At 70.1% G+C, this 25,695-nt stretch carries 28 protein-coding genes, 1 tRNA gene and 2 pseudogenes; 15 read left to right on the plus strand and 16 right to left on the minus strand.

From position 1 onward, the window contains the following. Positions 1-737: 737 nt before the first annotated feature. The 10 genes from ABZX85_RS47510 to ABZX85_RS47555 all read left to right on the plus strand — a co-directional run bounded on the left by ABZX85_RS47510 (position 738) and on the right by ABZX85_RS47555 (position 13,063). Positions 738-1,670, plus strand: coding sequence for a hypothetical protein (locus tag ABZX85_RS47510; protein WP_355884431.1), 933 nt, complete (start codon positions 738-740; stop codon positions 1,668-1,670). After that, positions 1,670-2,101, plus strand: coding sequence for a pilin (locus ABZX85_RS47515; protein WP_355884433.1), 432 nt, complete (start codon positions 1,670-1,672; stop codon positions 2,099-2,101). Before ABZX85_RS47510 ends, ABZX85_RS47515 begins: the two co-directional genes overlap by 1 nt. Positions 2,102-2,391: 290 nt before the next feature. Next, positions 2,392-3,921 (plus strand): hypothetical protein, encoded by a 1,530-nt coding sequence (locus ABZX85_RS47520; RefSeq protein ID WP_355884435.1) that lies wholly within the window; start codon positions 2,392-2,394, stop codon positions 3,919-3,921. Beyond that, positions 3,918-4,961: a PrgI family protein gene (locus ABZX85_RS47525; protein WP_355884437.1), complete on the plus strand. Its 1,044-nt coding sequence runs from the start codon at positions 3,918-3,920 to the stop codon at positions 4,959-4,961. Before ABZX85_RS47520 ends, ABZX85_RS47525 begins: the two co-directional genes overlap by 4 nt. Continuing rightward, positions 4,961-6,835, plus strand: a complete 1,875-nt coding sequence (locus tag ABZX85_RS47530; RefSeq protein ID WP_355884439.1) for a DUF87 domain-containing protein — start codon at positions 4,961-4,963, stop codon at positions 6,833-6,835. Before ABZX85_RS47525 ends, ABZX85_RS47530 begins: the two co-directional genes overlap by 1 nt. A gap of 72 nt (positions 6,836-6,907) precedes the next feature. Further along, positions 6,908-9,358, plus strand: coding sequence for a DUF87 domain-containing protein (locus ABZX85_RS47535; protein WP_355884441.1), 2,451 nt, complete (start codon positions 6,908-6,910; stop codon positions 9,356-9,358). Between the two features lie 23 nt (positions 9,359-9,381). Next, on the plus strand, positions 9,382-10,386 hold the full coding sequence (locus ABZX85_RS47540) for a replication-relaxation family protein (protein WP_355884443.1): 1,005 nt from the start codon (positions 9,382-9,384) through the stop codon (positions 10,384-10,386). Positions 10,387-10,426: 40 nt separating this feature from the next. Next, on the plus strand, positions 10,427-11,443 hold the full coding sequence (locus ABZX85_RS47545; protein WP_355884445.1) for a replication-relaxation family protein: 1,017 nt from the start codon (positions 10,427-10,429) through the stop codon (positions 11,441-11,443). A 6-nt stretch (positions 11,444-11,449) separates the two neighbouring features. Further along, positions 11,450-12,406, plus strand: coding sequence for a bifunctional lytic transglycosylase/C40 family peptidase (locus ABZX85_RS47550; RefSeq protein WP_355884447.1), 957 nt, complete (start codon positions 11,450-11,452; stop codon positions 12,404-12,406). 45 nt (positions 12,407-12,451) lie between these two features. Further along, the gene (locus ABZX85_RS47555; protein ID WP_355884449.1) at positions 12,452-13,063 is read left to right on the plus strand and encodes an XF1762 family protein; all 612 of its coding nucleotides are present in this window, start codon (positions 12,452-12,454) and stop codon (positions 13,061-13,063) included. Here ABZX85_RS47555 and ABZX85_RS47560 read toward each other — a convergent pair. Next, the gene (locus tag ABZX85_RS47560) at positions 12,990-13,481 is read right to left on the minus strand and encodes a hypothetical protein (protein ID WP_355884451.1); all 492 of its coding nucleotides are present in this window, start codon (positions 13,479-13,481) and stop codon (positions 12,990-12,992) included. The genes ABZX85_RS47555 and ABZX85_RS47560 overlap by 74 nt on opposite strands. A gap of 365 nt (positions 13,482-13,846) precedes the next feature. Between ABZX85_RS47560 and ABZX85_RS47565 the strand changes: the two are divergent. Continuing rightward, a pseudogene (locus ABZX85_RS47565) lies at positions 13,847-13,969 on the plus strand (IS5/IS1182 family transposase); the annotation flags it as partial. Positions 13,970-14,739: 770 nt separating this feature from the next. Here ABZX85_RS47565 and ABZX85_RS47570 read toward each other — a convergent pair. Beyond that, positions 14,740-15,189, minus strand: a complete 450-nt coding sequence (locus tag ABZX85_RS47570; protein WP_355884453.1) for a hypothetical protein — start codon at positions 15,187-15,189, stop codon at positions 14,740-14,742. Positions 15,190-15,199: 10 nt separating this feature from the next. Between ABZX85_RS47570 and ABZX85_RS47575 the strand changes: the two genes are divergently transcribed. From ABZX85_RS47575 to ABZX85_RS47585, 3 genes are all read left to right on the plus strand, one after another. Further along, complete coding sequence (locus ABZX85_RS47575; protein WP_355884454.1) at positions 15,200-15,625, plus strand: hypothetical protein; 426 nt, start codon at positions 15,200-15,202, stop codon at positions 15,623-15,625. Between the two features lie 10 nt (positions 15,626-15,635). Continuing rightward, complete coding sequence (locus ABZX85_RS47580) at positions 15,636-16,979, plus strand: cytochrome P450 (protein ID WP_355884456.1); 1,344 nt, start codon at positions 15,636-15,638, stop codon at positions 16,977-16,979. 207 nt (positions 16,980-17,186) lie between these two features. Next, positions 17,187-17,609 carry a hypothetical protein gene (locus ABZX85_RS47585; protein WP_355884458.1) on the plus strand — a complete coding sequence of 141 codons (423 nt, stop codon included), beginning with the start codon at positions 17,187-17,189 and terminating at the stop codon, positions 17,607-17,609. A 217-nt stretch (positions 17,610-17,826) separates the two neighbouring features. Here the strand turns inward: ABZX85_RS47585 and ABZX85_RS47590 are convergent, their stop codons facing one another. After that, on the minus strand, positions 17,827-18,009 hold the full coding sequence (locus ABZX85_RS47590) for a hypothetical protein (RefSeq protein WP_355884460.1): 183 nt from the start codon (positions 18,007-18,009) through the stop codon (positions 17,827-17,829). Between the two features lie 44 nt (positions 18,010-18,053). On the opposite strand from ABZX85_RS47590, the pseudogene ABZX85_RS47595 reads away from it, so the two are divergent. Beyond that, positions 18,054-18,164 (plus strand): annotated as a pseudogene (locus ABZX85_RS47595) (transposase); the annotation flags it as partial. A 160-nt stretch (positions 18,165-18,324) separates the two neighbouring features. On the opposite strand, the gene ABZX85_RS47600 reads toward ABZX85_RS47595, so the two are convergent. From ABZX85_RS47600 to ABZX85_RS47660, 13 genes are all read right to left on the minus strand, one after another. Beyond that, positions 18,325-18,771, minus strand: coding sequence for a DUF4262 domain-containing protein (locus tag ABZX85_RS47600; RefSeq protein ID WP_355884462.1), 447 nt, complete (start codon positions 18,769-18,771; stop codon positions 18,325-18,327). Between the two features lie 203 nt (positions 18,772-18,974). Beyond that, on the minus strand, positions 18,975-19,493 hold the full coding sequence (locus ABZX85_RS47605) for a hypothetical protein (protein WP_355884464.1): 519 nt from the start codon (positions 19,491-19,493) through the stop codon (positions 18,975-18,977). Continuing rightward, on the minus strand, positions 19,456-20,712 hold the full coding sequence (locus ABZX85_RS47610; protein ID WP_355884466.1) for a hypothetical protein: 1,257 nt from the start codon (positions 20,710-20,712) through the stop codon (positions 19,456-19,458). The genes ABZX85_RS47605 and ABZX85_RS47610 overlap by 38 nt, the downstream gene beginning before the upstream one ends. Positions 20,713-20,826: 114 nt before the next feature. Beyond that, positions 20,827-22,017, minus strand: coding sequence for a DUF932 domain-containing protein (locus tag ABZX85_RS47615; RefSeq protein WP_355884468.1), 1,191 nt, complete (start codon positions 22,015-22,017; stop codon positions 20,827-20,829). After that, positions 22,010-22,231, minus strand: coding sequence for a hypothetical protein (locus ABZX85_RS47620; RefSeq protein ID WP_355884470.1), 222 nt, complete (start codon positions 22,229-22,231; stop codon positions 22,010-22,012). Before ABZX85_RS47620 ends, ABZX85_RS47615 begins: the two co-directional genes overlap by 8 nt. Next, entirely contained in the window at positions 22,228-22,575 is a 348-nt protein-coding gene (locus ABZX85_RS47625; RefSeq protein ID WP_355884472.1) for a hypothetical protein, read from the minus strand. Before ABZX85_RS47625 ends, ABZX85_RS47620 begins: the two co-directional genes overlap by 4 nt. Next, positions 22,572-23,126, minus strand: coding sequence for a hypothetical protein (locus ABZX85_RS47630; RefSeq protein ID WP_355884474.1), 555 nt, complete (start codon positions 23,124-23,126; stop codon positions 22,572-22,574). The genes ABZX85_RS47625 and ABZX85_RS47630 overlap by 4 nt, the downstream gene beginning before the upstream one ends. 140 nt (positions 23,127-23,266) lie before the next feature. Further along, positions 23,267-24,007, minus strand: coding sequence for a hypothetical protein (locus tag ABZX85_RS47635; RefSeq protein WP_355884476.1), 741 nt, complete (start codon positions 24,005-24,007; stop codon positions 23,267-23,269). Positions 24,008-24,036: 29 nt separating this feature from the next. Continuing rightward, positions 24,037-24,110: transfer RNA gene (locus ABZX85_RS47640), tRNA-Ile, on the minus strand. A gap of 40 nt (positions 24,111-24,150) precedes the next feature. Further along, positions 24,151-24,405 carry a hypothetical protein gene (locus ABZX85_RS47645; RefSeq protein ID WP_355884478.1) on the minus strand — a complete coding sequence of 85 codons (255 nt, stop codon included), beginning with the start codon at positions 24,403-24,405 and terminating at the stop codon, positions 24,151-24,153. Positions 24,406-24,479: 74 nt separating this feature from the next. Next, positions 24,480-24,716 (minus strand): hypothetical protein, encoded by a 237-nt coding sequence (locus ABZX85_RS47650; protein WP_355884480.1) that lies wholly within the window; start codon positions 24,714-24,716, stop codon positions 24,480-24,482. A 12-nt stretch (positions 24,717-24,728) separates the two neighbouring features. Beyond that, positions 24,729-25,103 carry a hypothetical protein gene (locus ABZX85_RS47655; protein WP_355884482.1) on the minus strand — a complete coding sequence of 125 codons (375 nt, stop codon included), beginning with the start codon at positions 25,101-25,103 and terminating at the stop codon, positions 24,729-24,731. 182 nt (positions 25,104-25,285) lie between these two features. Further along, positions 25,286-25,537, minus strand: coding sequence for a hypothetical protein (locus ABZX85_RS47660; protein WP_355884484.1), 252 nt, complete (start codon positions 25,535-25,537; stop codon positions 25,286-25,288). Positions 25,538-25,695 lie beyond the last annotated feature (158 nt).

A 25,695-nucleotide genomic window follows, 5' to 3' on the forward strand; every position in this document is an offset into this window, starting at 1 on the left:
GGTGTCCGGGTGGGAGTCGGGACGGTGTTCGCGGCGGACTCGACCGGTCTTTGCGGGGTCTCGTCCGAGCGGGTGCGAGAGTCGGGTGGGCGACGCAGGGGGCGGTGATGCGGTCCTGATGCGGACCGCGCGGAGGTGTCCGTCCGGGAACGAGTCGGTGGGGTGACTCCTCTTGTCCTGCGGAGTCGGTGGGCCGACCGGTGTCCGGCTCCGGCCACGTCCTCGCCGTCCTGCGGGCTTCCGCCGGGTCCTGGTGCGGACCCGGGCAGGACGACCGCCTGGTCGAGGGCGGCCGGACCCGGGTCCTGAAGGTTCTCGTGTTCCGCGCGGCAATTGGTCCTGGTGCGGGTTCGCGGGTCCATTCTCGGTCTCCTCCGGACTGGCGCGCGTATGTCGCCTGCACCTAAAAGACCGGGATTCACCGTCGTTTTAGCCACACCCCGGCAGAAGACCGCAGGAGGGCCCCGCGAGCTGGCCTCCAACGGCCGGACGCGGTACCGCACCACCGGCTAAAGAAGACCTACGCCACCGCTAAAGCGCGGCCCGCTCACCCGTGCACAGCCGCCGGTTCAGACTCCCCGGACCGAGCCCGACCGCGCCCCGCTTCACGCGTCGGCCGAGCGCGCTGCCCGGGCCTGTGGCCTGGGCGCAATTGCCGCTCCTTGGCGGTTCCTTGTCGCCGCTGCGCTCCCGTGGGGGACGTCCCTCTTCCCCTCTGCCTGAGGAGGCGTCCGGTCATGGCTTCCTCCCGCCACGACACCCACCGCACCACCCCCGTCCTGCCCCTGGACACCGTCCGGGAATCCTTCGCGCTCCTGGCCGGCGGACCCGAACCGCTGACCGTCGACGGCCGCCGTATCCGCGGTCTGCCGCCCCGTCACCTGCCGCTCGACGAACTCCGCACCCTCCTCCTGAACCCCGCCTGCCCCCGACTCACCCGCGACGCCGTATGGACCCTCCTCGTGCGCCGCTCCCGGCGGGACGGCGCCCCCTGGGTACTGGCCTGTGCCGGAATGGCGCTGCCTGCCCTCGCCGGAGTCGTACGACGTCTCACCGACAGCCTCCCGGGGGACTCCCCCGACCTCCAGGCCGAAGTCGTCTCCGGGTTCCTGCACGCACTCGCGTCCGTGGACGTGGTCCGCCCCCGGGTCCTGCCCCGACTGCGCTGGGCCGCCTACCGCCAGGGACACGCCGCACTCACCAGGACCCTCAACTCCCCCACCCCCGTCGCCCCCGGATTCGGGCCGGCCGTGCCCCGACTCCCCTGGGGACACCCGGACCTCGTCCTCGCCCGCGCGGTCCGCGAAGCGGTCCTCACCCGGACCGAAGCCGACCTCATCGGCTCCACCCGACTCGACGACACCACCGTCACCGACTGGGCGGACCGCCACAGGACCACACCCAACGCCGCCTACAAGACCCGCAGACGCGCCGAAACCCGCCTCGCCGCCTACCTCCACGACGAAGCCCTCGACACCACCGACGACGACCCCGTCGCCTCCACCGCGATCAACGCCCTTCCCCGCGTCGCCTCCGCGGACCCCGTGAGCAGCCGCCGTACGCAGAAATCCCGACCGGGCACGGCCAAAAACGGCCCCGATTCCGGCCTTTTGACATGCGGGGGTTCCACGACCCCTTCCCACTCCCCTTCAGATCCGGAGGTGGACTGATGCGCCGGACACTCCTTCTTCTTCGTCGTCTCCGGCTCGCGGCCGTCCGGGGCCGTGCGGCGCTGAACCGGGTTCTCGCCCAGGACCGACGCCCGGTCTTCTGGTGGCTGTTGCTGACCGGGACCGTGCTGCTGGTGGTGTGTCTGCTGGGGGTGTCGTCCGCGTCGGCGGCCGAGTCCGGGCAGGTGCTCGGGCTGGCGGCGTCGGTGAACGAGGTGCTGAACAACATCCGTAACTGGATCATGGGCATCCTCGCGGGGCTGGCCACCGTCTTCCTCACCCTGGGCGGCATGCGGTACGTCATGGCCGGCGGTGACCCCGGCGAGGTGGAGAAGGCCAAGACCGCTTTCAAGAGCGCCGGTTGGGGATACGGCATGGCGGCACTCGCACCGCTGGTCGTCGAGGTCCTCAAAGGGATCGTGGGTGCCTGATGGAAACCCGTCCGCACCATGAGGCGCTCAGGGACCACGGCCCGGCACCCGTGGCGATGTCGAACGGTCGTGGACGGCGTCGGCGGCGTCGGTCGCTGGTGTTCGGGTTCGTGGTGCTGGCGGTGTGCGCCTCGGTGTTCACCGCCGTCGCCGACCCCGGTCCCAGCCCCGCCCCGGCACCAGCCCCCACGGCCTCCGCCTCGCCCACCCCGGTTCCGATGCCGTCGGACACAGGGCCTTCGTGCACGGAGCCGGACTGTATCCCGCAACCCGGTGCGTCGCCCTCCCCCGTGCCGTCGGCAAGTGCGCTGCCGCCGGCCGAGGTTCCCGACGGGGGCGGGGGCGGCGGGATCTCCGGGTGGATCGCGAAGGGCATCAACAGCGCGATCACCGGGTTCTTCAGGTCGGTCGTCAAGTCCGCGCTCAACCCTTTGCTGAACCTCCTCAGCGACACCCTCCTCACCACCCCGAACCCCGCCTCGCTGCCGCGGGTGGGGGAGTTGTGGGCGAACTCGTGGGAGATCGCGCTCGCCTGCTACGCCCTGCTCATCGCGGTCGCGGGGATCGTGGTGATGAGCCACGAGAGCGTGCAGACCCGGTACTCCGTCAAGGAGGTCGTCCCGCGTATCCCGGTCGCGTTCCTGGCCGCCGCGCTGTCGCTGTTCCTCGCGGGCAAGGCCGTCGACCTCGCCAACGCGCTTTCGCGGGCCGCGCTCAGCGGGGGCGTCGACGCCTCTACAGCCGGGTTCGCGCTGCGGGACTTCGTGCTCACGGCCTTCACCTCGAACGAGGGCAGCGTCTTCCTGATCCTGATGTGGCTGGTGGTCGTCGTCGTGCTGGTCGCCCTGCTGCTGACCTTCGTGGTCCGTGTCGCACTCACGATCATCCTGGTCGTAGGAGCGCCGCTGGCCCTGATCTGTCATGTGCTGCCGCAGACCGACGCCGTCGCCCGCTGGTGGTGGCGGGCGTTCGGCGGCGTGCTCGCCATCCAGGTCGCGCAGTCCCTCGCGCTGATCACCGGGGTGCGGGTGTTCCTCACCCCGGGCGGGTTCGGCAGGGGCGGGCTGTTCGGGCTCGGTGACAGCGGGCTCGTGACCGTCCTCGTCACGCTGGCGCTCATGTACATCGTCTTCAAGATCCCGTTCTGGGTCCTGGGGTCCGTGCGTCTCAGCAGCGGTCACTCCCTCGTCGGGAGCGTCGCGCGGGCGTACGTGATGTACAAGACGTTCGGCTTCCTCCACGGACGTCACACCGCGGCGGCCGGTACGGCCGGTGCGGCGCGGCGTAGTCCGCCGCCGGGGCCGTCGGGGTGGGCGTCACGCTCCGGCCGCCCGTCCGGACCTCGCCCGGGTGGTCCGGCGCCGCGCAGGCTCGCGCCTCCGGGACCCCCTCTGTTCCTCCCGCCGCACGCCCCGTATCCCGGGCCGAGCGGACCGACCGGCCATGCCGCGGGGCCGCCTCCGATGCCGACCTTTCAAGCCCCCGGCACGCCCCAGACAACCACTCCATCGTCGCCCCGGCCGCTCTTCCCGCCAGGTCTCCCCGCGTTCCGCGCACCAGGCTCCGCCTCTCCGGCTCCGGCGGTCCGGGCGACCGGCAGGGCCCCGGTGCCGACCCGGCCTCTCTTCCAGCCGCCCACCCCGCAGCCCCACATCCCACCCCGCCACACCACCCGGCCCCCAGCCCCCGTCGTCTTCCAACCGCCCACACCCCCGCCTGCACCGGCCCGCCCGCCGCGCACCAGCCCGCCGCCCCCGACGACCTTCGTCGCTCCCCCGCCACCGCGCGCCTACCGCCCCCGAGGAGGTGGTCCGTCGTGACCCAGCCCGTCCGCATCCCCGCCGACGTCGACCGCGAGGACACCGTCCTCGCCAACCTCACCGCCCGCCAGCTCCTCATCCTGACCGTCACCGGCCTCGTCCTCTACACCGCCTGGACCGCGACACGGTCCTTCGTCCCCGCCGGGGTCTTCCTGATCCCCGCGACCCCGATCGCGGCGTGCGCCGTCTTCATCGCCCTGGGCCGGCGCGACGGCCTCTCCCTCGACCGGCTCCTCCTCGCCGCCGTACGCCAACGCCTCGCCCCCACACTCCAGATCGCCGCCCCGGAAGGAATCCACCCCGCACCCGCCTGGCTCACCGTCCGCGCCACACACCCTCAACCCACTCCGGCATCGCCGGCCGCGCTGCGGCTGCCAGCCGAGGGGGTCACGGAAGCCGGGATCGTCGACCTCGGCGCCGACGGCATCGCCGCGATCGCGGTGTGCGGGACCGTGAACTTCGCCCTGCGCACCCCCGCCGAACAAGACGCCCTCGTCGCCGGGTTCGGCCGCTACCTCCACTCCCTCACCACCCCCGCCCAGATCCTCATCCGCTGCCAACGCCTCGACCTCACCGCCCAGATCGGCGAACTGCGCCAGCGGGCCGCCTCCCTGCCGCACCCCGCGCTGGAGGCAGCCGCCCACGAGCACACCGACTTCCTCGACCACCTCGCCGCCGGCAGCGACCTGCTCTCCCGCCAAGTCCTCCTCGTCCTACGCGAACCCGTCCACCCCGCCGCCCGACTCGACAACGCATCGCGGCTGGCCGCCGCCCTGCGCCGGCACAAAGACCGCCACGGCGTCGAACCGACGAATCCGGCCGCCCGGCGCGCGGCCGAGGCCCACCTCGTGCACCGTGTCCACGAGGCCGCCGCTCTCCTCAACCCGCTCGGCGTGCACGTCACGCTTCTGGACGCTGGTCAGGCGACCGCGGTCCTGGCCTCCGCGTGCAACCCCGACAGCCTCCTGCCCGCGAGCGCACCGCTCACCGGCGCCGACGACATCGTCACCACCAAGGCGGCGGACGGGTGGACGCCGTGATGCGACATCCTCAACACGTTGATGCGGGCGGTGAGTTCGCGCCGGACTCGATCGCCGTGGCACCGCGTCATCTTGAGGTCGGCGGCGACTGGGTCGCCTCGTTCGCGATCACCGGTTATCCCCGCGAGGTCCACCCCGGCTGGCTCCAGCCCCTCCTCACCCACCCCGGCCGCCTCGACATCAGCCTCCACGTCGAACCCGTCGACCCCACCACCAGCGCCACCCACCTCAAGCGCCAGCTCGCCCGCCTCGAATCCGGCCGCCGCCACGACGCCGAACACGGACGGCTCCTCGACCCCCAAGCGGAGGCCGCCACCGAGGACGCCCACGACTTGTCCGCACGGGTCGCCCGAGGCGAGGGGAAGCTGTTCCGCCTCGGCCTCTACCTCACCGTCCACGCCACCAGCCGTACCGGGCTCGCCGAGGAGACCGCCGCCGTCCGCACCCTCGCCGCCAGCCTCCTCCTCGACGCGAAACCCACCACCTACCGCACCCTCCAGGGCTGGACCACCACCCTCCCCCTCGGCCTCGACCCCATCCGCATGCGCCGCACCTTCGACACCCAGGCCCTCGCCGCCGCCTTCCCCTTCACCAGCCCCGACCTCCCCCCGCCCGACCCCGCCGCCCACACTTCCCCCACCGGCGTCCTGTACGGCCACAACCTCGGCTCCCAAGGGCTCGTCCACTGGGACCGTTTCACCCTCGACAACCACAACTCCGTCATCCTCGGCCGCTCCGGCGCCGGCAAGTCCTACCTCGTCAAACTCGAACTCCTCCGCTCCCTCTACCGGGGCATCGAGGCGTACGTCATCGACCCCGAGGACGAATACACCCGCCTCGCCGACACCGTCGGCGGCACCACCCTTCGCCTCGGCGCCGACGGAGTCCGCCTCAACCCCCTCGACCTCCCCCTCCACACCCGACCCGACGGACGCCGCACCGCCCCCAAGGACACCCTCACCCGACGCGCCCTCTTCCTCCACACCCTCACCGCCGCCCTCCTGGACACCCCGCTCCCGCCCGAGCAACGGGCCGTGCTCGACCAGGCGATCACCGCCACCTACCAGCGCGCCGGAATCACAGCGGACCCCAGGACCTGGACACGGCCGGCCCCGCTCCTCGCCGACCTCGCCCACCTCCTGCGCCGCACCAAGAACCGCACCGCCGCAGAACTCGCCGCCCGGCTGCGGCCGTTCACCGACGGCGCGTTCTCCACCCTCTTCGCCGGGCCCACGACCACCCGCCCCGAGGGCCACCTCGTCGTCTTCTCCCTGCGCGACCTCGCCGACGAACTCAAGCCCGCCGCCACCCTGCTGACCCTGGACACCGTCTGGCGCCAGGTCTCCGACCCCGCCGCACGCCGCCCCCGGCTCGTCACCGTCGACGAGGTCTGGCTGCTGATGAAGGACCCGGCCGGAGCGGACTACCTGTTCCGCATGGCCAAGGCGTTCCGCAAACGGTGGGCCGGGCTCACCGCCGCCACCCAGGACGCCGCCGACGTCCTCGCCACCGACCTCGGCAAGGCGCTCGTCGCGAACGCCGCCACGCAGATCCTCCTGCGCCAAGCTCCCCAGGCCGTCGACGAGATCGCCCGCACCTTCGACCTCTCCGAAGGCGAGCGGCAGTTCCTCCTCACCGCCGACCGCGGCCAGGGCCTCCTGACCGCCGGCACCCACCGCGTCGCCTTCCAGGCCACCGCCTCCCCCACCGAGCACTACCTCATCACCACCGACCCCGCCGAACTCGCCGCCTACGCCCAACAGCCCCCGGGCGAACAGGACTACCTCTTCGACCCCGACATGGAAGACGCCGCCCAGAGGTCCCCCGAGTCGGAGGCGGACCCTGACGACGAGATCGACCTCGGCGGTGCGTGATCCGCTCCCGCCCTCGCGCCTCGCGGTCCAACACCTCTGCCCTCAAGGCCAGTTCACTTCCGGAGACTTGCCGTGCCCACCGATCACCGTGACCTCGCGTCGCTGTTGCAGGACTACCTCCGCGACCCTGCGGGCACCGTCCGCTCCCTCCTCGGCCCCCTCCTTCACACCGTGCCCGCCTGGGCGCCGCTCGGTGCCCCGGCCACAGGAGCCTTGTGTCTTCTGCTGCTGTGGACCCGCCGCTGGTGGCGTCGCCGCTGCCGGCGCACTCTCGCGAGCGGCGCCCGTCTCGTCGCCGTGCTTCCCCCGCCGACGGCCGACCCGGCGGGTGCCGAGGCCCTGTGGGCGAATCTCCTGGGCCTCCTGCGCCCGGCCTGGCGCCGTCATCTCACCGGCCAGCCGCACGTGACGTGGGAGTACGTCTTCGACCGCGAGACCATCCGCCTGCGCCTGTGGGTCCCCGGCACCGTCCCGCCCGGAGCGGTGGAGCGTGCCGTCGAGGCCGCCTGGCCCGGCGCCCACACCCGCACCACCACGGTCACGGTCGGCCGGGCCCGCCCTGCCGAGTCGGCGGGCGGGGAGATGCGGCTCGCCCGGAGCGAGGCACTCCCCCTGCGCACTGTCTTCCCCACCGACCCGCTGCGCGCCCTGCTCGGCGCGCCCGTCGGCCTCGGGTCCGGTGAGGAGGCCGTCGTCCAGATCCTCGCCCGCCCTGTCACCGGCCACCGCGTCAAGAAGACACGGCGGGCCGCACGGCGCTCCCGCGGCCGGCGCTCCACCCATCTCTTCGGGAGCCTCCTCGACCTCGTCACACCGGGCCCGTCCCACCGCACCCGGAGCACGCTTCCGGTGGTGGACCGTCAGACGGCGCTGAGCACCGCGGCGGAGGACCGGGCGATCGTGGCCAAGGAGCGCGGCGCGTCGTACGAGACCCGTATCCGGTACGCCGTCACCGCGACCGTCCCCGGTTCCCCGGACGCGAGGAAGCGTGCCGCGACGCGGGACCGGCTGCGGGGGCGGTGCCATGCGATCGCGTCGGCGTTCGCCACGTTCACCGAGCACAACTACTACCGCCGCGCCCGCATCCGCCGTCCTGCCGAACGGGTCGCCGAACGGCGTTTGGACAAGGGGGACTTGCTGTCGCTGCCCGAGCTGGCGGCGATCGCGCATCTGCCGTGGGACGAGGCGATCCCCGCCCTCCCTCGCGCCGGGGCGCGTGCCGTTCCACCGCCCCCAGGCATCGCCACCGCCGGGGCCGACGTGCGTCCCATCGGCCTCACCGACTCCGGACGCCCCCGTCCGGTCGGCCTGCGGGTGCCCGACGCCCGCCAGCACCTCCACATTCTGGGGGCCACCGGGTCCGGCAAGTCCGAGCTGATGGCCCGCATGATCCTCGCCGACGCGGACGCCGGGCGCGGACTGGTCGTGGTCGACCCGAAAGGCGACCTGATCACCGACATCCTGATGCGGCTGCCCGAGGAACTCGGCGAGAAGGTGGTGCTGTTCGACGCCGACAGCCGCTCCCGCCCGCCCGTCCTCAACCCCCTCGAAGGCGCCGACGCCGCCCGCACGGTCGACAACCTGGTGTCGATCTTCTCCCGGATCTACGCCTCCTCCTGGGGGCCGCGCACCGAGGACATCCTGCGCGCCGGCCTGCTCACCCTGCGGGAACTCCCCGGGACACCGCTCCTGACCGACCTGCCCCGGCTGCTGTCCGTGCCCTCCTTCCGCCGGCGCGCGGTCGACCAGATCCACGACGAGGTCCTCAAAGGGTTCTGGTCCTGGTACGACTCCCTGTCCGGTGCCTCGCGCGCGCAGGTGACCGCTCCCCTGATGAACAAGCTCCGCGGGCTGCTCCTGCGGCCGTTCGTGCGCTCCGCGCTCGCCGGAGGACCGTCCACCGTGGACATGGAGCAGGTCCTCGACGGCGGGATCTGCCTGGTGCGGATCGCGAAGGACTCCCTCGGCACGGACACCGCCCGGCTGGTGGGTTCGATCGTGGTGGCACGGACCTGGCAGGCCGCCACCCGCCGCGCCCGCATCCCCCAGTCCCGGCGCCACGACGCCGGGATGTACATCGACGAGGCCCACAACTTCCTCAACCTGCCCTATCCGCTGGAGGACATGCTCGCCGAGGCCCGCGCCTTCCGCCTGGCGATGACCCTCGCCCACCAGTACCTGCGCCAGCTCCCCAAGGACCTCGAAGAGGGCATCAGCACCAACGCCCGCACGAAGGTCTACTTCAACGCCTCCCCCGAGGACGCCCGCCACCTCGCCCAGCACACCCACCCCCGTCTCACCGCGCACGACCTCTCCCACCTCGACGCCTTCCACGCCGTCGTACGACCCGTCCTGCACGGCGCCGAGGCGCCCGCCTTCACCGTCGTCACCGAACCCCTCCCCCCGCCGATCCCCGGCCGCGCCGAGCAGATCCGCGCCGCCGCCGCCTCGCGCGCCCTCCCCCGCCCGGCCCCCGCTCCCCCGCAAGCCCGGCGTACGGCAGATCCCCGCCGCACGCCCTGACCCCATGTCCGGAGGCACAGCTCATGGCCTACAACCCGACTCCTCAACGCGCCCTGCGCGGGACCCGGCCCTCCCGGCTGAGCGAGCGTGCCGCGGCGAGCAGCGCGTACGTCACCCGGCTCGCCGAGCGGCTCACCGAACGCGACCTCTGGATCGCCCGGATGCTCCACGAACACCGGGTGCTGACCACCCCGCAGATCGCCGAGGCCGCCTTCCTCTCCCTGCACTCCGCCCAGCAGCGCCTTCTCCAGCTGTGGAAGTGGCGTCTGGTCGACCGCTTCCAGCCGTTCTTCGCCAACGGCGGCGGCGCCCCCATGCACTACGTCCTCGACGTCGCCGGTGCCGCCACCCTCGCTTTCGAGGACGGCCTCGACCCGGAGGACCTCTCCTACCGGCACGCCCGTGCCCTGGGCATCGCGCACTCCCTCCACCTCTCGCACGCGGTGGGCACGAACGGCTTCTTCACCGCTCTCATCGCCCGCTCCCGGCGTCCCGACGCCACCGGCCGGCTCACCGCGTGGTGGTCCGAGGCCCGCTGTCGGCGCCACTTCGGCGACTTCGTCATCCCCGACGGCTACGGCCGCTGGCAGGAAGGCTCCGCCGGCTTCGAGTGGTTCCTGGAGTTCGACCTCGCCACCACACGCCCCGACCTCGTGGCCGCGAAGCTCCCCCGCTACCACCGCCTCGCCGCCACGACGGGAACCATCACCCCCGTCCTGATCTGGCTGCCCACCGTCCGCCGCGAGACCCGCGTCCGGCACGCCCTGATCTCCGCCCTCGCCGCCCTCGGCGACTCCGCCCTCGTCCCCGTGGCCACCTCCAGCGCCGGCCTCACCCCCCACACCAATCCGGCCGACGCCCGCTGGCAGCCCCTCGACCGGCTCTCCCACCGCCGACTCCCGCTCCCCGAACTGGGCTGCGTCTGGCCTCACTTGGCGCCGCCGGACCCCTCCACGCCCGTCTTCGACTCCCCGACCGAGCTCCTCCCGCCGTCCCCGCTCGCCCCGGTCACCGCACCCCGCCGATGACTCCGCCTCCCGGACAACACCCGCACCCCAGGAGGGTCCCTTGATCACCAACCCGACGCCCCAACGCGCCCTGCGCGGCCACCAGCCCCAACGCCCCACCCCCACCACCGCCGCGACCAGCGCCTACCTCGCCCGCCTCACCCCGCGCCTGACCGGCCGCGACCGCTGGCTGGCCCACATGCTCCTTGAACACCGCGTCCTGACCACCCACCAGATCACCGAACTGGCCTGGCCCTCCGAACGCGCCGCGAACATGCGACTGCTGCGGCTGTACCGATGGCGCGTCATCGACCGCTTCCAGCCGTTCATGACCTACGGCAGCGCGCCCATGCACTACGTCCTGGACATCGCCGGCGCCGCCCTCCTAGCCCGCGAACACGGCATCGAGCCGCGTGAACTGGACTACCAGCACGACCGTGCCCTCGGGATCGCCTACTCCCTCCACCTCGCGCACACCGTCGGCACGAACGGCTTCTTCACCGCCCTCATCGCCCGCTCCCGCCACCCCGACACCACCGGCCGGCTCACCGCCTGGTGGTCGGAGGCCCGCTGCACCCGGCTCTTCGGGGACATCGTCCGCCCGGACGCCTACGGCATCTGGCAGAGCGGCCCCACCAGCGTCGAATGGTTCCTGGAGTTCGACTTCGGTACCGAGCGCCCCGACCGCGTCGCCGCGAAACTCCCCCGCTACGCACGGCTCGCCGCCACCACCGGCATCACCACCCCCGTCCTGATCTGGATGCCGACCCCCCGCCGGGAAGCCCAGATCCGCCACGCGCTCGCCGAAGCGCTGGCCGGCCTCGACGACCCCGCGCTCGTCCCGATCGCGACCATCAACGCCGACGCCTGCTCCGGCGACCCGGCCGAGAACCGCTGGCACCCCCTCGACAACGCCCGCCCCGCCCTCCGACGGCTCCCGCTGGCCGAACTCCCCCGCGCCTGGCCCCACCTGCCGCCGGTCAACCCCGTCCGCTCCGCCGACCCGCACACCGGGGCAGGACTCCCGCCTCCCCCGCCGGTCCCGCCCTCCCCCACCCCCCGCCGCCCCCTCAGGTGAGCCGCAATGGGAAGACTCGCCGTGCTCGCCGCCGCACTGCTCATCACGATCGCCGTCCTCGGCGCAGCCGGCGCGGGCGGCATCCTCTCCTCCGTCGCCAGCAGCACCGTCCAGCCCAGCAGATCCGCGCTCACCGACGTCCCGCCCGCCTACCTCGCCCTCTACATGGAGGCGTCCGCCACCTGCCCCGGCCTGCCCTGGACGATCCTGGCCGCCGTCGGCAAAACCGAGTCCGACCACGGCCGCTCCGCCCTCCCCGGCGTCCTGAACGGCGCCAACCACGCCGGCGCCCAAGGCCCCATGCAGTTCCTCCCGGCCACCTTCCACAACGTCACCACCCGCCACCCCCTCCCCGAGGGCGGAGCCACCCCGCCGTCTCCCTACGACGCCCACGACGCCGTGTACGCCGCCAGCGCGTACCTGTGCGACTCCGGCGCCCGCAACGCCGCGGACATCCCCGGCGCGCTCAAGACCTACAACCACTCAGACGCGTACGTCTCCCAGGTCCTCGCACAGGCCGACACCTACACCGCGGGCCCGGCGTTCGGCACGGACACCGCCCCCACCACCGCCGCCCTCGAAGCTATTAACTACGCCCAGGGCCAACTCGGGCTCCCCTACGAATGGGGAGGCGACGGCCCCGCCGCAGGCGACACCGGCTTCGACTGCTCCGGCCTGACCACCGCCGCCTACGCCGCCGTCGGCATCCCCCTCCCCCGCACCGCCCAGACCCAGTACGACCACGGCCCCCGCCTCCCCGCCGACACACAACTCCGGCCCGGAGACCTCGTCTTCTACGGCACCCCCGACGGCGGCATCCACCACGTCGGCCTCTACATCGGCGGCGGCCAGATGATCGACGCGCCCCGACCCCACGTCCCGATCAGGATCGAGCCCTACCGGTATCCGGGGGACGACTACGCGGGAGCGACACGACCGTCCCTCGACAACTCCAGGCCGTAGACACCGTCGGTGTCGCCCGTGGGCCTGATGAGGAGCGCGATGCCGATGACAGATCAGCAGGAGCGGTTGACGATCGTGCCGCTGACGTTCCGTGAAGCATGCGACATCGTCGATCTGCTCCACCGCCATCACCGAAGGCCGCAGGGGCACAGGTTCAGCATCGGGGTCCTGCGCCCTGACGGCGCCTTGTGCGGCGTGGCCATCGTGGGCCACCCCATCAGCCGCATCCTCGACGACCGACTGACCATCGAGGTGACCCGCGTCGCCACGGACGGAACGCCGAACGCGTGCAGCGCCTCGTGGGGTGCCGCCTCTCGGATGGGATTCCGCCGGGCCATCACGTACACCCAGGACTGCGAGTCAGGTGCGAGCCTGCGCGCAGTCGGGTGGAAGCCTGTCGCCGTACGGCGCCCCCGAGCCGGATGGGACACACCGTCTCGGCGTCGTGAGGATCAAGGCACCGAGTCTGTGGGGCGCATTCTGTGGGAGCAGCGTAGGGGCGGGGCACTCGAACTGCCGCCGTCGTCCGAGGGTTTCCGCCGTCCGGCTTCTACCGGGGAGGACATGTGCCGCGGGGTTCGGATCACTCGTCCGCGTTCAGCGCTCGGAGCAGACGCAGGCCCGGGTAGTGGTCGAAAGGCCGGGTCGGGGCCCTGAATATTTTGTGGGCTTCGTCGTCGAAGACGGGATGACCGTTCGGGCGCCGCGCGTAGGGGAGATAGCCGTAGTCGACTCCGTCGCCTTCGTCGTAGGTGGTCCAGGCGATGAGCTCCTGTTCGCCCTGCCGTAGCGGCAGATTGGCGACGGCCCGCGCGTAGATGGTGTCGTCGGCCCACAGCCACACCTGCGGGACGACGAACGCGAAGCGGACCGCGTTGATCTCCTGTGCCTTGTACGCCGCGCGGTGTTCGAAGGCGAAGGCTGTCGGGTCGTCACGCAGGTAGTCGTAGTCCGAGAGGATCAGGTTCCGCCCGTCGCCTTGCAGCGCGACCATCGCGGGACAGTCCCGCGCGACGATGGCCCGCTCAAGTCGTCGTGCCGTGTCTCGCAGCAAGGTCTCGGTGGCGTCGTTCATGAAGCGGTTCGCCTCCTGTTCGGCTGGTCGCGGTACTGCTGCTGGAGGTTCGGGGCGTCGCTCATAGGACGGTCGCTGTGCTGAAGTCGCGTCACCAGTGTCCGGCCGCCGGGGCCCTGGGTGGCAGTCTCCCGTGCCCAGGGCCCGGCGGGTACCCCGTGGAGACCCGGCAGGCTCAGTCGGCCGCCCTTCTCGCCGCGACGTGGTCCGCGAGTCGCCTCACAGGTGATTGGCTGTCAGAACGGCTTCACGCAGGGCGGCCCCGAGGAGGGGGCATCCCCTCGGGCTGGCTCACGAGTTCCAGCGCGCTGGTGAGGATGCCGGTCCTCTGCGCCTCGCGGGCCAGGAGTCAGGTGTCCTGCGCACGCCGCGCCCGCGACTACGAACGCCACCCGCAACGTTCCGAAGCCACGATCCACCTCGCCATGATCGACCTCATGGCTCGCGGACCCACCGGCGAAGCCACCCCGGACCGGCGCGGAACCTGACCCGGGACCAGATACGGAACACCGGACCAAGCACTCAGTTACTCAGCATCGTCCGTACTCTGATTGGATCTGCTGTGAACTGAGCGAAGATCTGCGAAAGTTGATCCCGCCGTGTTCGGGACCGTATCCGCGCGGCGACGAGGTTCCGTGCGGCCCCGGACCTGCTCGGCGACACGTCCCCTGACATCTGCGGCACCCGCGACGAGAAGCCGTCGGCTGATGACGCACACACCACTGGTCCACCACCTGCCCGGCCGCGTCTGCTAGGAGCAAGACACGATCATGGATGTCCAGTCCACTCAGCAGTCCCGTTCGCCCGTGCCTCCGCCGGGGTGTCCGGCTCACGACTCGGGTGGCCGTGTGCCGTTGTACGGGCCGGACTTCGTGGCCGACCCGCAGGCGTACTACGACGACTACATGCGTCACTTCGGGCCGGTCACCCCCGTGGAGCCCGGGGTGGAGGCGGCCCTCGTCAGCGACTGCACGACCGCATTCCAGGTGCTGCGGGACCCCATGTTCCGCGAGGACGCCCGGCATTGGCGAGCACTCGGCAGCGGCCGTGTCCCTGCGGACAGTCCCGTGGTGCCGCTGCTGGCGTACCGTCCGAACTGCATGTGCGGCGACGGCGCCGACCATCTGAGACTGCGTCAGGCGGTCACCGACAGCATGGCACTGGTGGAACCGCGCCGGCTTGCCCACAGCACCGTACGGATCGCGGACTACCTCATGGCCCAGTTCGCTGCGCGAGGTTCGGCCGGTCTGATGGGTGACTACGCCAGGCAGCTACCGCTGTTCGTCTTCGACGAACTCTTCGGATGCCCCCGGGGATCGGCGACCGGGTGCACTTCGGTATCACCGGCATGCTCGACGGCGCCAACGCCGAGCAGGCGGCCGACGTCCTGTACCAGGCTGTCGGTGAGCTGGTGGCCCTCAAACGCGATGAGCCCGGCGCCGGCGTCACGTCCTGGCTCATGGCTGATCCCGGATGCCTCGCCGACGAGGAGATGGTCCACCAGCTGGCGCTGCTCCTGGGAGCGGGTATCGAGCCGCTCCGCAATCCCCTCGGCAACACCTTCCGCCGTGTTCTCACCCGGGTCCGGGACATCGACCCGGACGTCGTGGAGGCCGTCGACGACACGCTGTGGCAGAACGCGCCCCTCACGAACTTCGCGGCGGCCAACACGGGCCTCGCCCAGGGAGGCACTCCGGACGGGAGGCAACCGGAGTTTTTTGGTATGGAGTGCGGGTCCGCACGCCTGTCCGTCGAAGGACCCCGCCCTGCACATCACCGTCACCGCCGCCGAGAACCCGCTCAGCCGGTTCCCCGACGTCGCGCTCGCCGTCCCGGAGAAACTCCTGCCCCGGCGTCCCGGTCCCTTCCACCACGCGCTGACCACGCTTCCCGCCAGGATCACCTCGTACAGCAGCGGGGCCTCCTCGTCTCCTGACGAGCCGTCCGCCGGCGACGGGCACAGCCGCACCGCCCGCAAGTCCGCAGGAATGTGGAGCCAGTTCGTCAACTGGCTGACCCGATGCCCCACGACCACCACCGAGACCTGCCCGACCGTGCGCGTCATCCCCCAGGAGGCACGCGGCGAAGATCTCGGCTGGAACAATCAGCACACCGGGTCCGCTCTGCGGACCCCGCTTAGCTAGGAGCAATATTATGGATGCCCAGTCCACCTCACTCGTACCGCCGCCGGGGTGTCCGGCTCACGACTCGGGTGGCCGTGTGCCGTTGTACGGGCCGGACTTCGCGGCCGACCCGCAGGCGTACTACGACTACATGCGTCACTTCGGGCCGGTCACTCCCGTGGAGCTGGCCCCCGGGGTGGAGGCAGCCCTCGTCACCGACTACACGACCGCACTCCAGGTGCTCCAGGACTCCGGTACCTTCCGCAAGGACGCCCGCCGCTGGCGTGACCTCAAAGACGGCCGGATTCCCGCGAACAGCCCGGTGGTGCCGCTGCTGGCGTACCGTCCGAACTGCATGTTCGCCGACGGCGCCGAGCACTCGCGGCTGCGCCGGGCGGTCACCGACAGCATGGCGCGCATCGACTCCGGCAAGCTGGCGAAGAGTGTCGAGCAGATCTCGGGCTACCTCATAGCGCAGTTCAGCGCGCGGGGTTCGGCTGACCTGATGGGTGACTACGCCAAGCAGCTGCCGCTGTTCGTCTTCAACGAACTCTTCGGATGCCCCCCGGACGTGGGGGACCGGGTGCTCTTCGGTATCTCCGGCATGTTCGACGGCGCCAACGCCGAGCAGGCGGCCGACGTCCTCTTCCAGGCTGTCGGTGAGCTGGTGGTCCTCAAGCGCCAACGTCCCGGCGATGACGTCACCTCCTGGCTCATGGCCCATGACGCACAGCTCACCGACCAGGAGATGGTCTACCAGCTGGCGCTGCTCCTGGGGGCGGGCGCCGAGCCGCTGCGCGGCCTCATCGGCAACACGTTCCACCGCGTTCTCACCCTCGACAAGTACGCCACGGGCGGCGGCCTGGTCAGGGAGGCCATCGACGACACCCTGTGGGAGAACCCGCCCATCACGAACCTCGCCCCCCACTACCCGGTGAGCGACGTCGAACTCGCGGGAGAGAAGCTCGCGGAGGGTGATCTGGTGATGGTCAGTTTCGCCGCGGCCAACACCGGCCCGGCACTCTCCAGTGCGCGCCAGGCCGGCAGCAACCGCGCTCACCTGGCGTGGAGCGCGGGCCCGCACGCCTGCCCGTCCAAGGACCCCGCGATGCACATCACCGTCACCGCCATCGAGAACCTGTTCAAGAAACTGCCGGACACCCAGCTGTCCGTCCCGGCAGAGAGCCTGACCTGGCGGCCCGGTCCCTTCAACCGCACCCTCGCCACGCTCCCCGTCAACTTCACCCCCGTCCAGCCGGCACGGCAGTCCGTCCCGCAGACCCGGACCGTGGCTCCCACGGGCGACGGGAACCACAGCACAGCCCGCAAACCCGCAGGCCGGTGGAGCCAGTTCCTCGACTGGCTGACAAGGTGACGCACACAACACTCCGGCACCGCATCCGCCGCGCATGACGGCGCGGATACACGGGTAACGCGGCAGGGAAGTTCTCACCAGGCCCAGGGGATGCCGGGACCCACAGGAACACCGGCACCCCCTGACGCCACAGCCAGCAGGGCGAGATGCCCGCCATCTCCGGCGGGCATCTCGTCCTGCCCGCAAGACTTTCGGAGGAATGGCCTGATGCGCACGGAAACTGCCTGGGTGTTCACCCTTGCCGGGACCATCTTCACCCTCGCCCTGGTCCTCGGCGTGTGGAAATGGAAGCAGTCGCTCACCTCGCCCGACGGCACGGCGCACCGGTATGTCAACGTCGCCCACAACGCGGGGCTGATGTACTCGTTCGCGACCGCGGCGATACTCGCGCCCCTTGTCCAGTTCTCCGGCTGGCCGTCCGCCGTGAACATCGTCGCCGCGACGATGGTCATCGCGATGTTCCTGGTGACGATCGGGAACTACATCCGGCTCGGACTGGAGGGCGAGACCGACAACCAGATGAGGGACCGGAGATCCAGCCTGCGTTTTGTGCTGGAAGCGCTGGTGGTCTGCGAGATCGGCGGCACCCTCGTCCTGCTGTCCGGATTTGTCTCAGCCCAACTGCTGTAGTCGGCACGGTGAGATGAGGACATGCGGGGCGGTGCCTGCCCGGGGCACACTTCCACGGGTGAGTGCCGTTCGCTGAACAGGGGGTGGGCCACCGGGTAACTCTCTTGGGTGAACAGCCAGTTCAACCATGACGAGTGCACGATGGTCCTGTCCCGGTCTGAGCTGATGCGGCTGCATGCGTCACTACGCTCGGCCGACGGAATCGAGCTGGACCGCGCTATCGCCGAGCGGATGTGCGGGAGTTGATCGAGGCCGAAGCGACCGCGCACATCGGCGCGGAGAGGAAGGTCGCCGCGATCATCCGCACCATCTTCATCCAGCCCACCGCCGACCTCGTGCGTACCCGGCTCGACACCGTCGCCGACATGATCGGCGCCCAGTCTCCCAAGGGCAGGGCCATGCTCCTGGAAGTGGAGGAGGACCCGACCGCGTTCGCGGGCTTCCCGCACCGACGTCGTCCAGGTCTTCCCCAACGACGACACGCTCTTACAACTGGTCACCACCGTGCTCTTCAAGACGCACGACGAATGGATCGCCTTCCCCCGCCGCTACCTCCCCGGAAGCAGCATGGATGAGCTCTGCCGTGAACGCCCCGAAAGCGCCCTCGCGCAACCCAACACCACCGACACGACCGCAAGTTGATCCGCAACGCCACGACAGGGGGCACGATCGTTTCGATGGTGCGAAACGTCTTTGCTTGACTTGTCCTGTCGGCTCACAGGAGAGGCTGAGCCTCTCTCACAGGGCGGTCGTCTCCGTCGTCCGGATAGACGTGATCCTTGTCGGGCCACAGCACTTGCCAGACCGGCGGCGTGCGGTCGTACAGGGCCTGGATGATGCCGAGCCGATGTGGTCGGCTGACTCGCCGCAGCCGGATCTTGTATCTGTTCGGGAGCACTCCGTCGATCTCCAGTCCTTCGACGGGAGCGGTGCCGCCGTCGGTGAGTACACCGGCCACAGCCTTGAGCAGCGCGCCGGACGAACGGTCGTCCAGTCCCGATACCGCGAGTTCGTAGTCGTGATCGGGGAGGGTGTGCAGCCCGATCGTGTAGGCGAAGGGCCTGGCCCCGGCTCCCGGGGAGCCGTAGACGTACTGCACGGCGTGGCCCTCACGGGCGATGATTCCCTCCACGAGGCGGAGGTACGTGTCACGGTTAAACATGGTCCTTTCCTTCATGGTTCGACGAGAATGCGGTGTCGTCCCAGAGTTGAATCCGGGCGAGGTACGTGTAGGGGGTGGCCCTCTCCCGGAGCGTCTTTCGGGAGAGGGCCGTTCCGTCCCCTGGGAGCGGCAGGGGACGGAGTCCGGTGGCGTGGAATGCAGACCAAGCCGCCACCGGAGTCGAATCGGACGGGGCGACGTGGCTACGTGCCGTCGTGTCCGGTCCGGTGGACTCGGTGAGTGACCGGGCAGAGGTATTCGCCCCACTCGTCGTGCACCCGGTCTCCGGTACGGTCCCGGATCAACGACTTGCCGCAGTCGGCGCACGACCCCACCGGCGATCCCGGCATGGTCCGTCCGGCGTACCTCTCAGAAGTCTCAGGTCTGGGACGGGTGGCGGCCTGGTTCAGAGGGATTCCGAGGTCGCGGAGGAGTTCCGTCAGCAGGTCGCGGACCGCGGTGTCGTACGACGAGTCGCAGTCGTCGGTGATCGGCTGGCCGCAGGTCCGGCAGGCGAGTTCGATCTCCTCACAGGAGAGCCCCTTGATCTCGGCCGTCGGTTCTCCTTCCGTGGTGGGTCCGAGGCCGATGGAGAGGTAGGCGGTTGTCGAGGCGACGAAGTCGGTGCCTTCGCAGCCAGGTGTGGTGCACCGCATGACGGTGGTGTTCTCGGTGGCGGGCCGGTCAGGAGGCCGGTCGCGTGCGGGTGTCGTGCCACTCACCGCCTTCGGTGTCGGGCGGGGTGAGCGGTGCGCCGACGAACACGAGGGTGCGGCGGAATCCGTGCGGGGTCCTGGTCACCTCGTGGAGATGGTCGCGGGCGCGTATCTCCGCGTCGTCGCAGGTGTCGCCCTCGGCGACGACGTAGTGCGGTCCGTCGAGGTCCTGGTGTTCGGGCTGGTCGAGGACGAAGGTGTAGGTCTGCATGTTGAACTCCATTTCATAGATGGGGTGTTGGGTCTGTGGTCGCGAGTGCGGCCGGTTCGGGAAGGATTCGTTGCTTCGGCAGCTGGTCTTCTTCGGCTTCGGGGCGCGGCAGAGGCCCGGACCCTCGCAGTAGGCGGCCTCGCAGGGGTTGTCCCACTCACAGATCGGGCAGTGCCAGAGAACGCCGGCCGCGACCGCCGCCTCGCGGATTGCGCGTTCCTGGTGGTCGTCGGCTGCGTCGAGCAGCTTGTTCAGCACGTCCCACGGGGGACCGTCCTCCACACTGTCGTCCAGCAGCGCGGCGCCGTCGACGTCCACGCGCAGGGGGATGGTGCCGTCGGGGCGGACCAGCCGATCTTGCGCCAAGTCGCGGCCCACGGAAACCCGGACCGCGCCCGCCTCGTGGTCGAGGTAGGTGAATACCAGGACGCCGTCGACCTCGACGCAGGGGAGATCGTTGTCGTCGGTCTGCGGATGGAAGGTGGCGTCGCGGTTCGCCTGCTCGCTCGCGTCCTCGTCGGGGAAGTGAAAGTCGAGCGGCACGATGCGGGTCCGCCCGTGCCGGGTGATGCCCTCGGCGTAGACGTCGTATCCCTCGTCCGGGCGGTCGTCGCCGTCGGGGCCGTAGTAGAGCCGCACCGCCGCGCGGTCGTCCGTGGGCGGCTGGGCGGGGACTTCGTGCTTACCTACGAGGTTGTGCCAGACCTCGCGTACGTACACGGCGAGTTCGGCCAGTGCGGAGTCCTCGTCGACGTGGAGGGTCACCACGTCGTCGTGGCGATCCCAGCGGCGCAGTACCCAGGCGTGGCCCGCCGGGCGTGGGCTGATGAAGGTCACCGCTTCGGGGGAGGAAGGCGTCCGGCCGGCGTGCTCGGCGAGTATGGCCGAGCGTGCGCGGTCGAGGGTGTCCTGTTGGTGCTCGGAGAGATCGCCGCAGTCGGTCTCATCCCACAGTTCCACAGCCGTCTTCACGAGGCACTCGATGTCCAGCGGGTTGAAGCAGGCAGCAATCACGGGGGCTCTCCTTGACGTTGAGGGGCAGGGGGTGCGGCCCAGGTCAAGCACTCGCCGTGGGCACAAAAGGGCGGCCCGCCGTTTGGCGGGCCGCTGGTGGCGTGGTGTCCCGGGTCACCGTGTGCGTAGGAGGAGTTGGCGGTGGGCTCGGGTCTTGAGTTCGTCGTTGCCGCCCTCCAGGGCGCGTTGGGCGCGGGCGAGGTCGTTGCCGAGGGTGCGGGGGACGACGCGCATGTGGTGGTCGAGGTAGTCGGTGACGGTCCGTTCGGCGGTGTAGGCGGTGCGGCCGAGGTGGCGGGACTGGTCGCGGAACATGCCGTCGAGTTCGTCGTGGCGCCTGCGCGCGGTCGCCCTGACGCCGTCGGAGGCGTCGCCGTCGACCGTCCACAGGGTGTCGATCAGGTGGTGGAAGTCGTCAATCAGCAGGCCGGTGCGCACGAGCTGGTTCTCCTCGGCCTCGAACGCGGTGGCGTAGCCGACGGTCAGGCCGAGGTTGCGGCGGGCCTCCTCCAGGTTGTCCAGGCCGCTCCGGGTGTGGCGGATGCCCCAGCGGTGCGGGGCGTCGCGGACGGCGAAGCGTTCGGTGTTGCCGCACACGATCCGCCACGGGGTGACGACCGATTCGGCCGACGCGCTCCCGTCGTGGGCGTTGATCACCGCGAGGTAGAGGACGATCTCGTCGTCCAGGCCGCCTCGGTCGATCACGATCGAGCGGGGAATCCGCAAGGTCACGAAGACCTTCCGCCCGCCCCGCAGGGCCCCGGCCGACTCCCACACCGCGTCGTGGCTGTCCACGAGGTCCTGGAGGAACTGGAAGACACGCCGGTTCTGGAAGACCTCGTAGCGCTCCCCGACGGTCCCGAGGGCGTCGCCGGTGTCCGTGCGGACGGTCACAAATCGGTCCGCGGCCGTCCGGACACCGTCGTCCCACTCGAACAGGGCGGGCTTCTTGGCCACCTCCCAGTCGATGCGGGCCAGTCGCAGCACCTCGTCGATGCCGGAGGTACCGCCCGGGATCACGGCCCCCAGACCGTGCCAGGCCGGGGTCGTCGTGTACAAGGCCGCGGCGCCGGTGGTGGTGTCCAGACCGTGCCGGGCGAGGATCTCTTCGACCTTCCCCTCCAGGTCACGTCGGACGGTGAAGACCTCCCCCGCGTCCAAGCCGGTGAGAACCCGGTACCGGTCCGGGGCGACGAGTTCGACCTCGCCCCGGTCGACACGGTCCTGGAAGGCGCGGGCCTGCGCTCGCGCGTCATCGATCTGCCCCGTCTTCTCCTGGGCGAAGGCGGTGTTGACGTCACGCATCATCGTTCTGCTCCTTTGTGTCCGGTTCGCTGAGGATCTGGGTGAGGAGAAATACGGCGAGGTCAACTTGAGCGTCCCTCTTCAGGCGGACGAAGACGGTCCACTTGAAGTGGGGGCCCGGTTCGTCGATCATCGAGTCGAGCCAGACTTCTCCGGTCGTGTCGTCGAATCCGTATCCGTGCAGATGACCGAGCCAGAAGTCGTCTTCGGTCATGTTCTGGGCTCCCGGCACATCTCCCTCAGCACCTCGATCGCACGGGTTCTGACAAGTTCCTCGCTCCGGTTCTGCACGGCGATCTCGTCGTGGATGCGGCGGGCAGCCTCGTCGAGGAGGTCCGCTTTGATCATCGGTACGGAGATCCGGGCCTCCGCGTGGAACGCGATCGGCGCGATCACGAACGGCTCGACCTCGCGGTTGTGGATGCTCATGAAGAACTGCACCACCCACCCGATGTGCTGCTCGCACACCTCCAGAACCGTCCATAGCCGGTCCGTCCGCACGACGTGCGTCGGGGTCGCCTTGCAGCCGGTCTCGATGCACTCGTAGATGTCGGTCACGAACCGTCTCCCTTCTTGTCCGGGTGAGGGTGGCGGAGGAAGCGGTGCCGGTCGCTGTAGCGGCCGTCGTGGGTGAGCCAGTAGGTGTTGCGGCCCATCTCGAACCGCACCGGCCCGCTCGTGCTGATCACTTGTTCGTACGCCTCGTCGAGGTCGAGTCCCTCACCCGCCGGGTGGGAACCGGCCTCGGGGGCGGTACGGCGCAGGTAGCCCAGCAGTTGGCGCTTCGCCAGGACGGCGGGCAGGAGAACGGTGCTCCCGCCGAGCGCGTTCACCGACGGACCGTCAGCGGTTCGCCGCCAACCGGCCGACATGTCGGCCACACCGCCCAGCGGAACCCGCCTGACCAGGTAGCGGTCGACGGCATCCCCCGCCGCCCACTCGAACACGACGTCCCACAGCAGAGCCTCGCGCGCTACCTCCATGTACCCGGAAACAGCCTTGCGCATATTGCAGACGAACCCGGCTTCTCCGGAGACACCGAAGCAGTGGGAGTACCACCACTCACCGTTCTTGTCGAACCCGTCAGAAATACTCTTCCCCGTGTACATCCGGCCGACGATCCAACGCTCTCTGTCAACTCCGAGGAAAACTCCCTCGAATTCACCGTCCCGGACTTCCGCCCGCTTCCGATGAATGATCGTCCATGCCCCCTCCTCGTTCGGTTCACTGCTCATGACCCCTCCGTTTCTTATCCTTTCTGGGGTTCGGGTACCCGGTTTTCCTGACGCTCTCGGAATTCGGTCAGGGTGAGCGGCCGGGAGAGGCCGCCGGTGCGGTCGCGCAGCATCGCCACGCTTCCGAGTTCGGCGCGCAGCCGCTGTTCCTCGTGCTCGGCCTGCGCGTACCGTTCGGGGAAGACTTCCAGGACGTGGGCCCAGTGGTTTTGTCCGCCGCGTACGCACAGCGATCCGCAGTTGTTGTGGGCGAAGCCCAGCGCGTACAAACGCGGCGGTTCGAGTCCCGCCGCCCTGGCCGCGTCCAGCATCTGTTCTTTCGTCAGGTGGGGCGAGTCGCGTATCGGGAAGGACACCGTCCACGGCACCCAGCCACGCACGACGGCGGGGGCACGGCGCTCCTCGGACCAGTCGATGCCGATGTGCAGCACTGTGTCGGCCAGGTCGGTATGGGTCTCCAGCCAGCGGCGGCAGGGGCGTTGCTTGAGAAGGTCCGAGCAGGGCGCCAGGCGGGCGTTGCCCAGGAAGCGCCGTTGCCGGAAGACTTCGAAGGGGGTACGGCCGTCGGCGACGCGGGTGACCGGTACGCCGATCTGTTCCGCGGCGTCGTCGAGAAACCGGTACAGGTCCTCGTCCTCGACGAGGGTGTCGGCGAAGAGCAGGACGACGTCGCGCGTTCCGTGTTCGGCGACGACGCGTTGAGCAGCTGCCCAGCTGCCGATCCCGCCGAAGAACTGGACTACATGGCAGGTCATTTCTGGTTTCCGTGTTCCAGCGAGAGAAGTGGTTGCGGCGGGGCTCGAACCCGCGACCTCACGGCTTATAAGACCGGCGCTCTACCAACTGAGCTACACAACCCTGACGGGGAAGAGTCGTACGCGCTCCCCCGCGATGTGCGTCAAGTCGGCGGATGATCCCGGCCGCCTGGGGCTTCCTCCGGGATCTGGTTCCACACCAGCTTCGCGACTCGCATCACGAATTCCTGGAGGTCTTTTGGCGATCCCTTGATGGCGAGGGTGACAGTCGCCCTCTCCGGGTTTCCCATGACCAACGCGTATGTTCCGCACTCAAGATCGAAGGGGTAGAGGACATCCGTTTCCGGTGTGACGATCTCCAGACCGATGTCAGGTCGTTCGACGATGTACGTTCCCAATGTCTTCCTCCTCACTGTTTCGTACTCACGAAAATACAGGTCCGCGCTATGCCCAAATCCCGATCTCCGCCGGATTATTCGGGCGGATCGGTGATATCGAGGGGTGGCCGGGTTCCGGTTCCTGCAATGCGTTCGGTGTGGACGACCCAGGTGACGGCCTGGACGGTGCTGGGCAACTCGCCGAGCCTCAGGGCCGCTTCGCGGTAGCAGTGGGCCAGCAGGGCGTACCGTCGGGCGCTGCCCAGACCTCGGTCACGGCTTCCGTGGAGTTCGCCAACGGCGAGGTCGTGGGCGTGACGGTCGATCACCACCGCGTCGGGGTCTCACGGGTCGGCGATGCACCGGAAGAACATTCCTGTCTTGCGGTGCATCGGAAGGATCTCCTCGGGGTCCGTGCCGGCCATGATTCGGTTGGCCTTGGTCAGGGCGTCCTGGACATGACCGGTGGGTACCCCCGTTTCGTACGCCTGGCGCGCCAGGCGCTGGTTGTGCGGCCAGGACTTGTTCGCCGAGAGGGCGGCGATCACGCCGGCTCCGGCACGCGGGTGGCCGTCGGTGATCAGGGACGCGAGGTCGTGGGCCGTGCGGTACCACGTACGCCCGCGCCGGCGCTGCTGCGGGGTGGCGGCGCGCCATGCGGCGATGATGTTGCGGACGTACCGTTCGCCCGTCTCCTCGGATACGTCGACAGGGATCATGGGGTGCCTCCTCTCCGGAGCAGGCGGGATCGGGCCGACGGTCGTCGGCCGGGAAGGGAAACCCGTCGGCCTCCGGAGATTCCCGGAGGCCGATGTCAGGTACTGCGGCAGCCTGAGGCTGCGTCAGATACGGTGCGCGGCGTTCGTCCTCGAACGCGTCCCCTCAGCAGTTGGGGTGCTCATCACCCGGTGGAGCGGTGCACGCTGATCCACTTGCCTTTGGACAGCGGGCTCTCGTGTACGTCGGTCGTCTCGCCGTCGGCGCCCTGGACCTGATCGCTCCACAGTTCTTCGTGTTCGGCGAGGTACTCGGTCAGGGCCTGCGGGTCGTCGGCCACCGCGACGGGTACCGTCACGACGGCCTCGAACGTGCGCAGCAGTTCCTCGACCACCTTCAGTTTGGCCGTGATCTCGATCATCTTCTGCTTGGTCATGGTGTCGTCGTTCTCCCTTCAGGTCGCGGGAAGGGCCGGGGACGCCGCCGAACACGGCGCCCCCGGCGGGTCCCGCACCTTCCCGGGGACGGGAACGAGGAAGGTGCGGGGGTTCTGATGGTCGGCCGGGAGTTCGTAGCGGCTGGTGTGCCGGGCCG

The sequence above is a fragment of the Streptomyces sp. NPDC004539 genome (genome assembly GCF_040610055.1).
GTDB lineage: Bacteria > Actinomycetota > Actinomycetes > Streptomycetales > Streptomycetaceae > Streptomyces.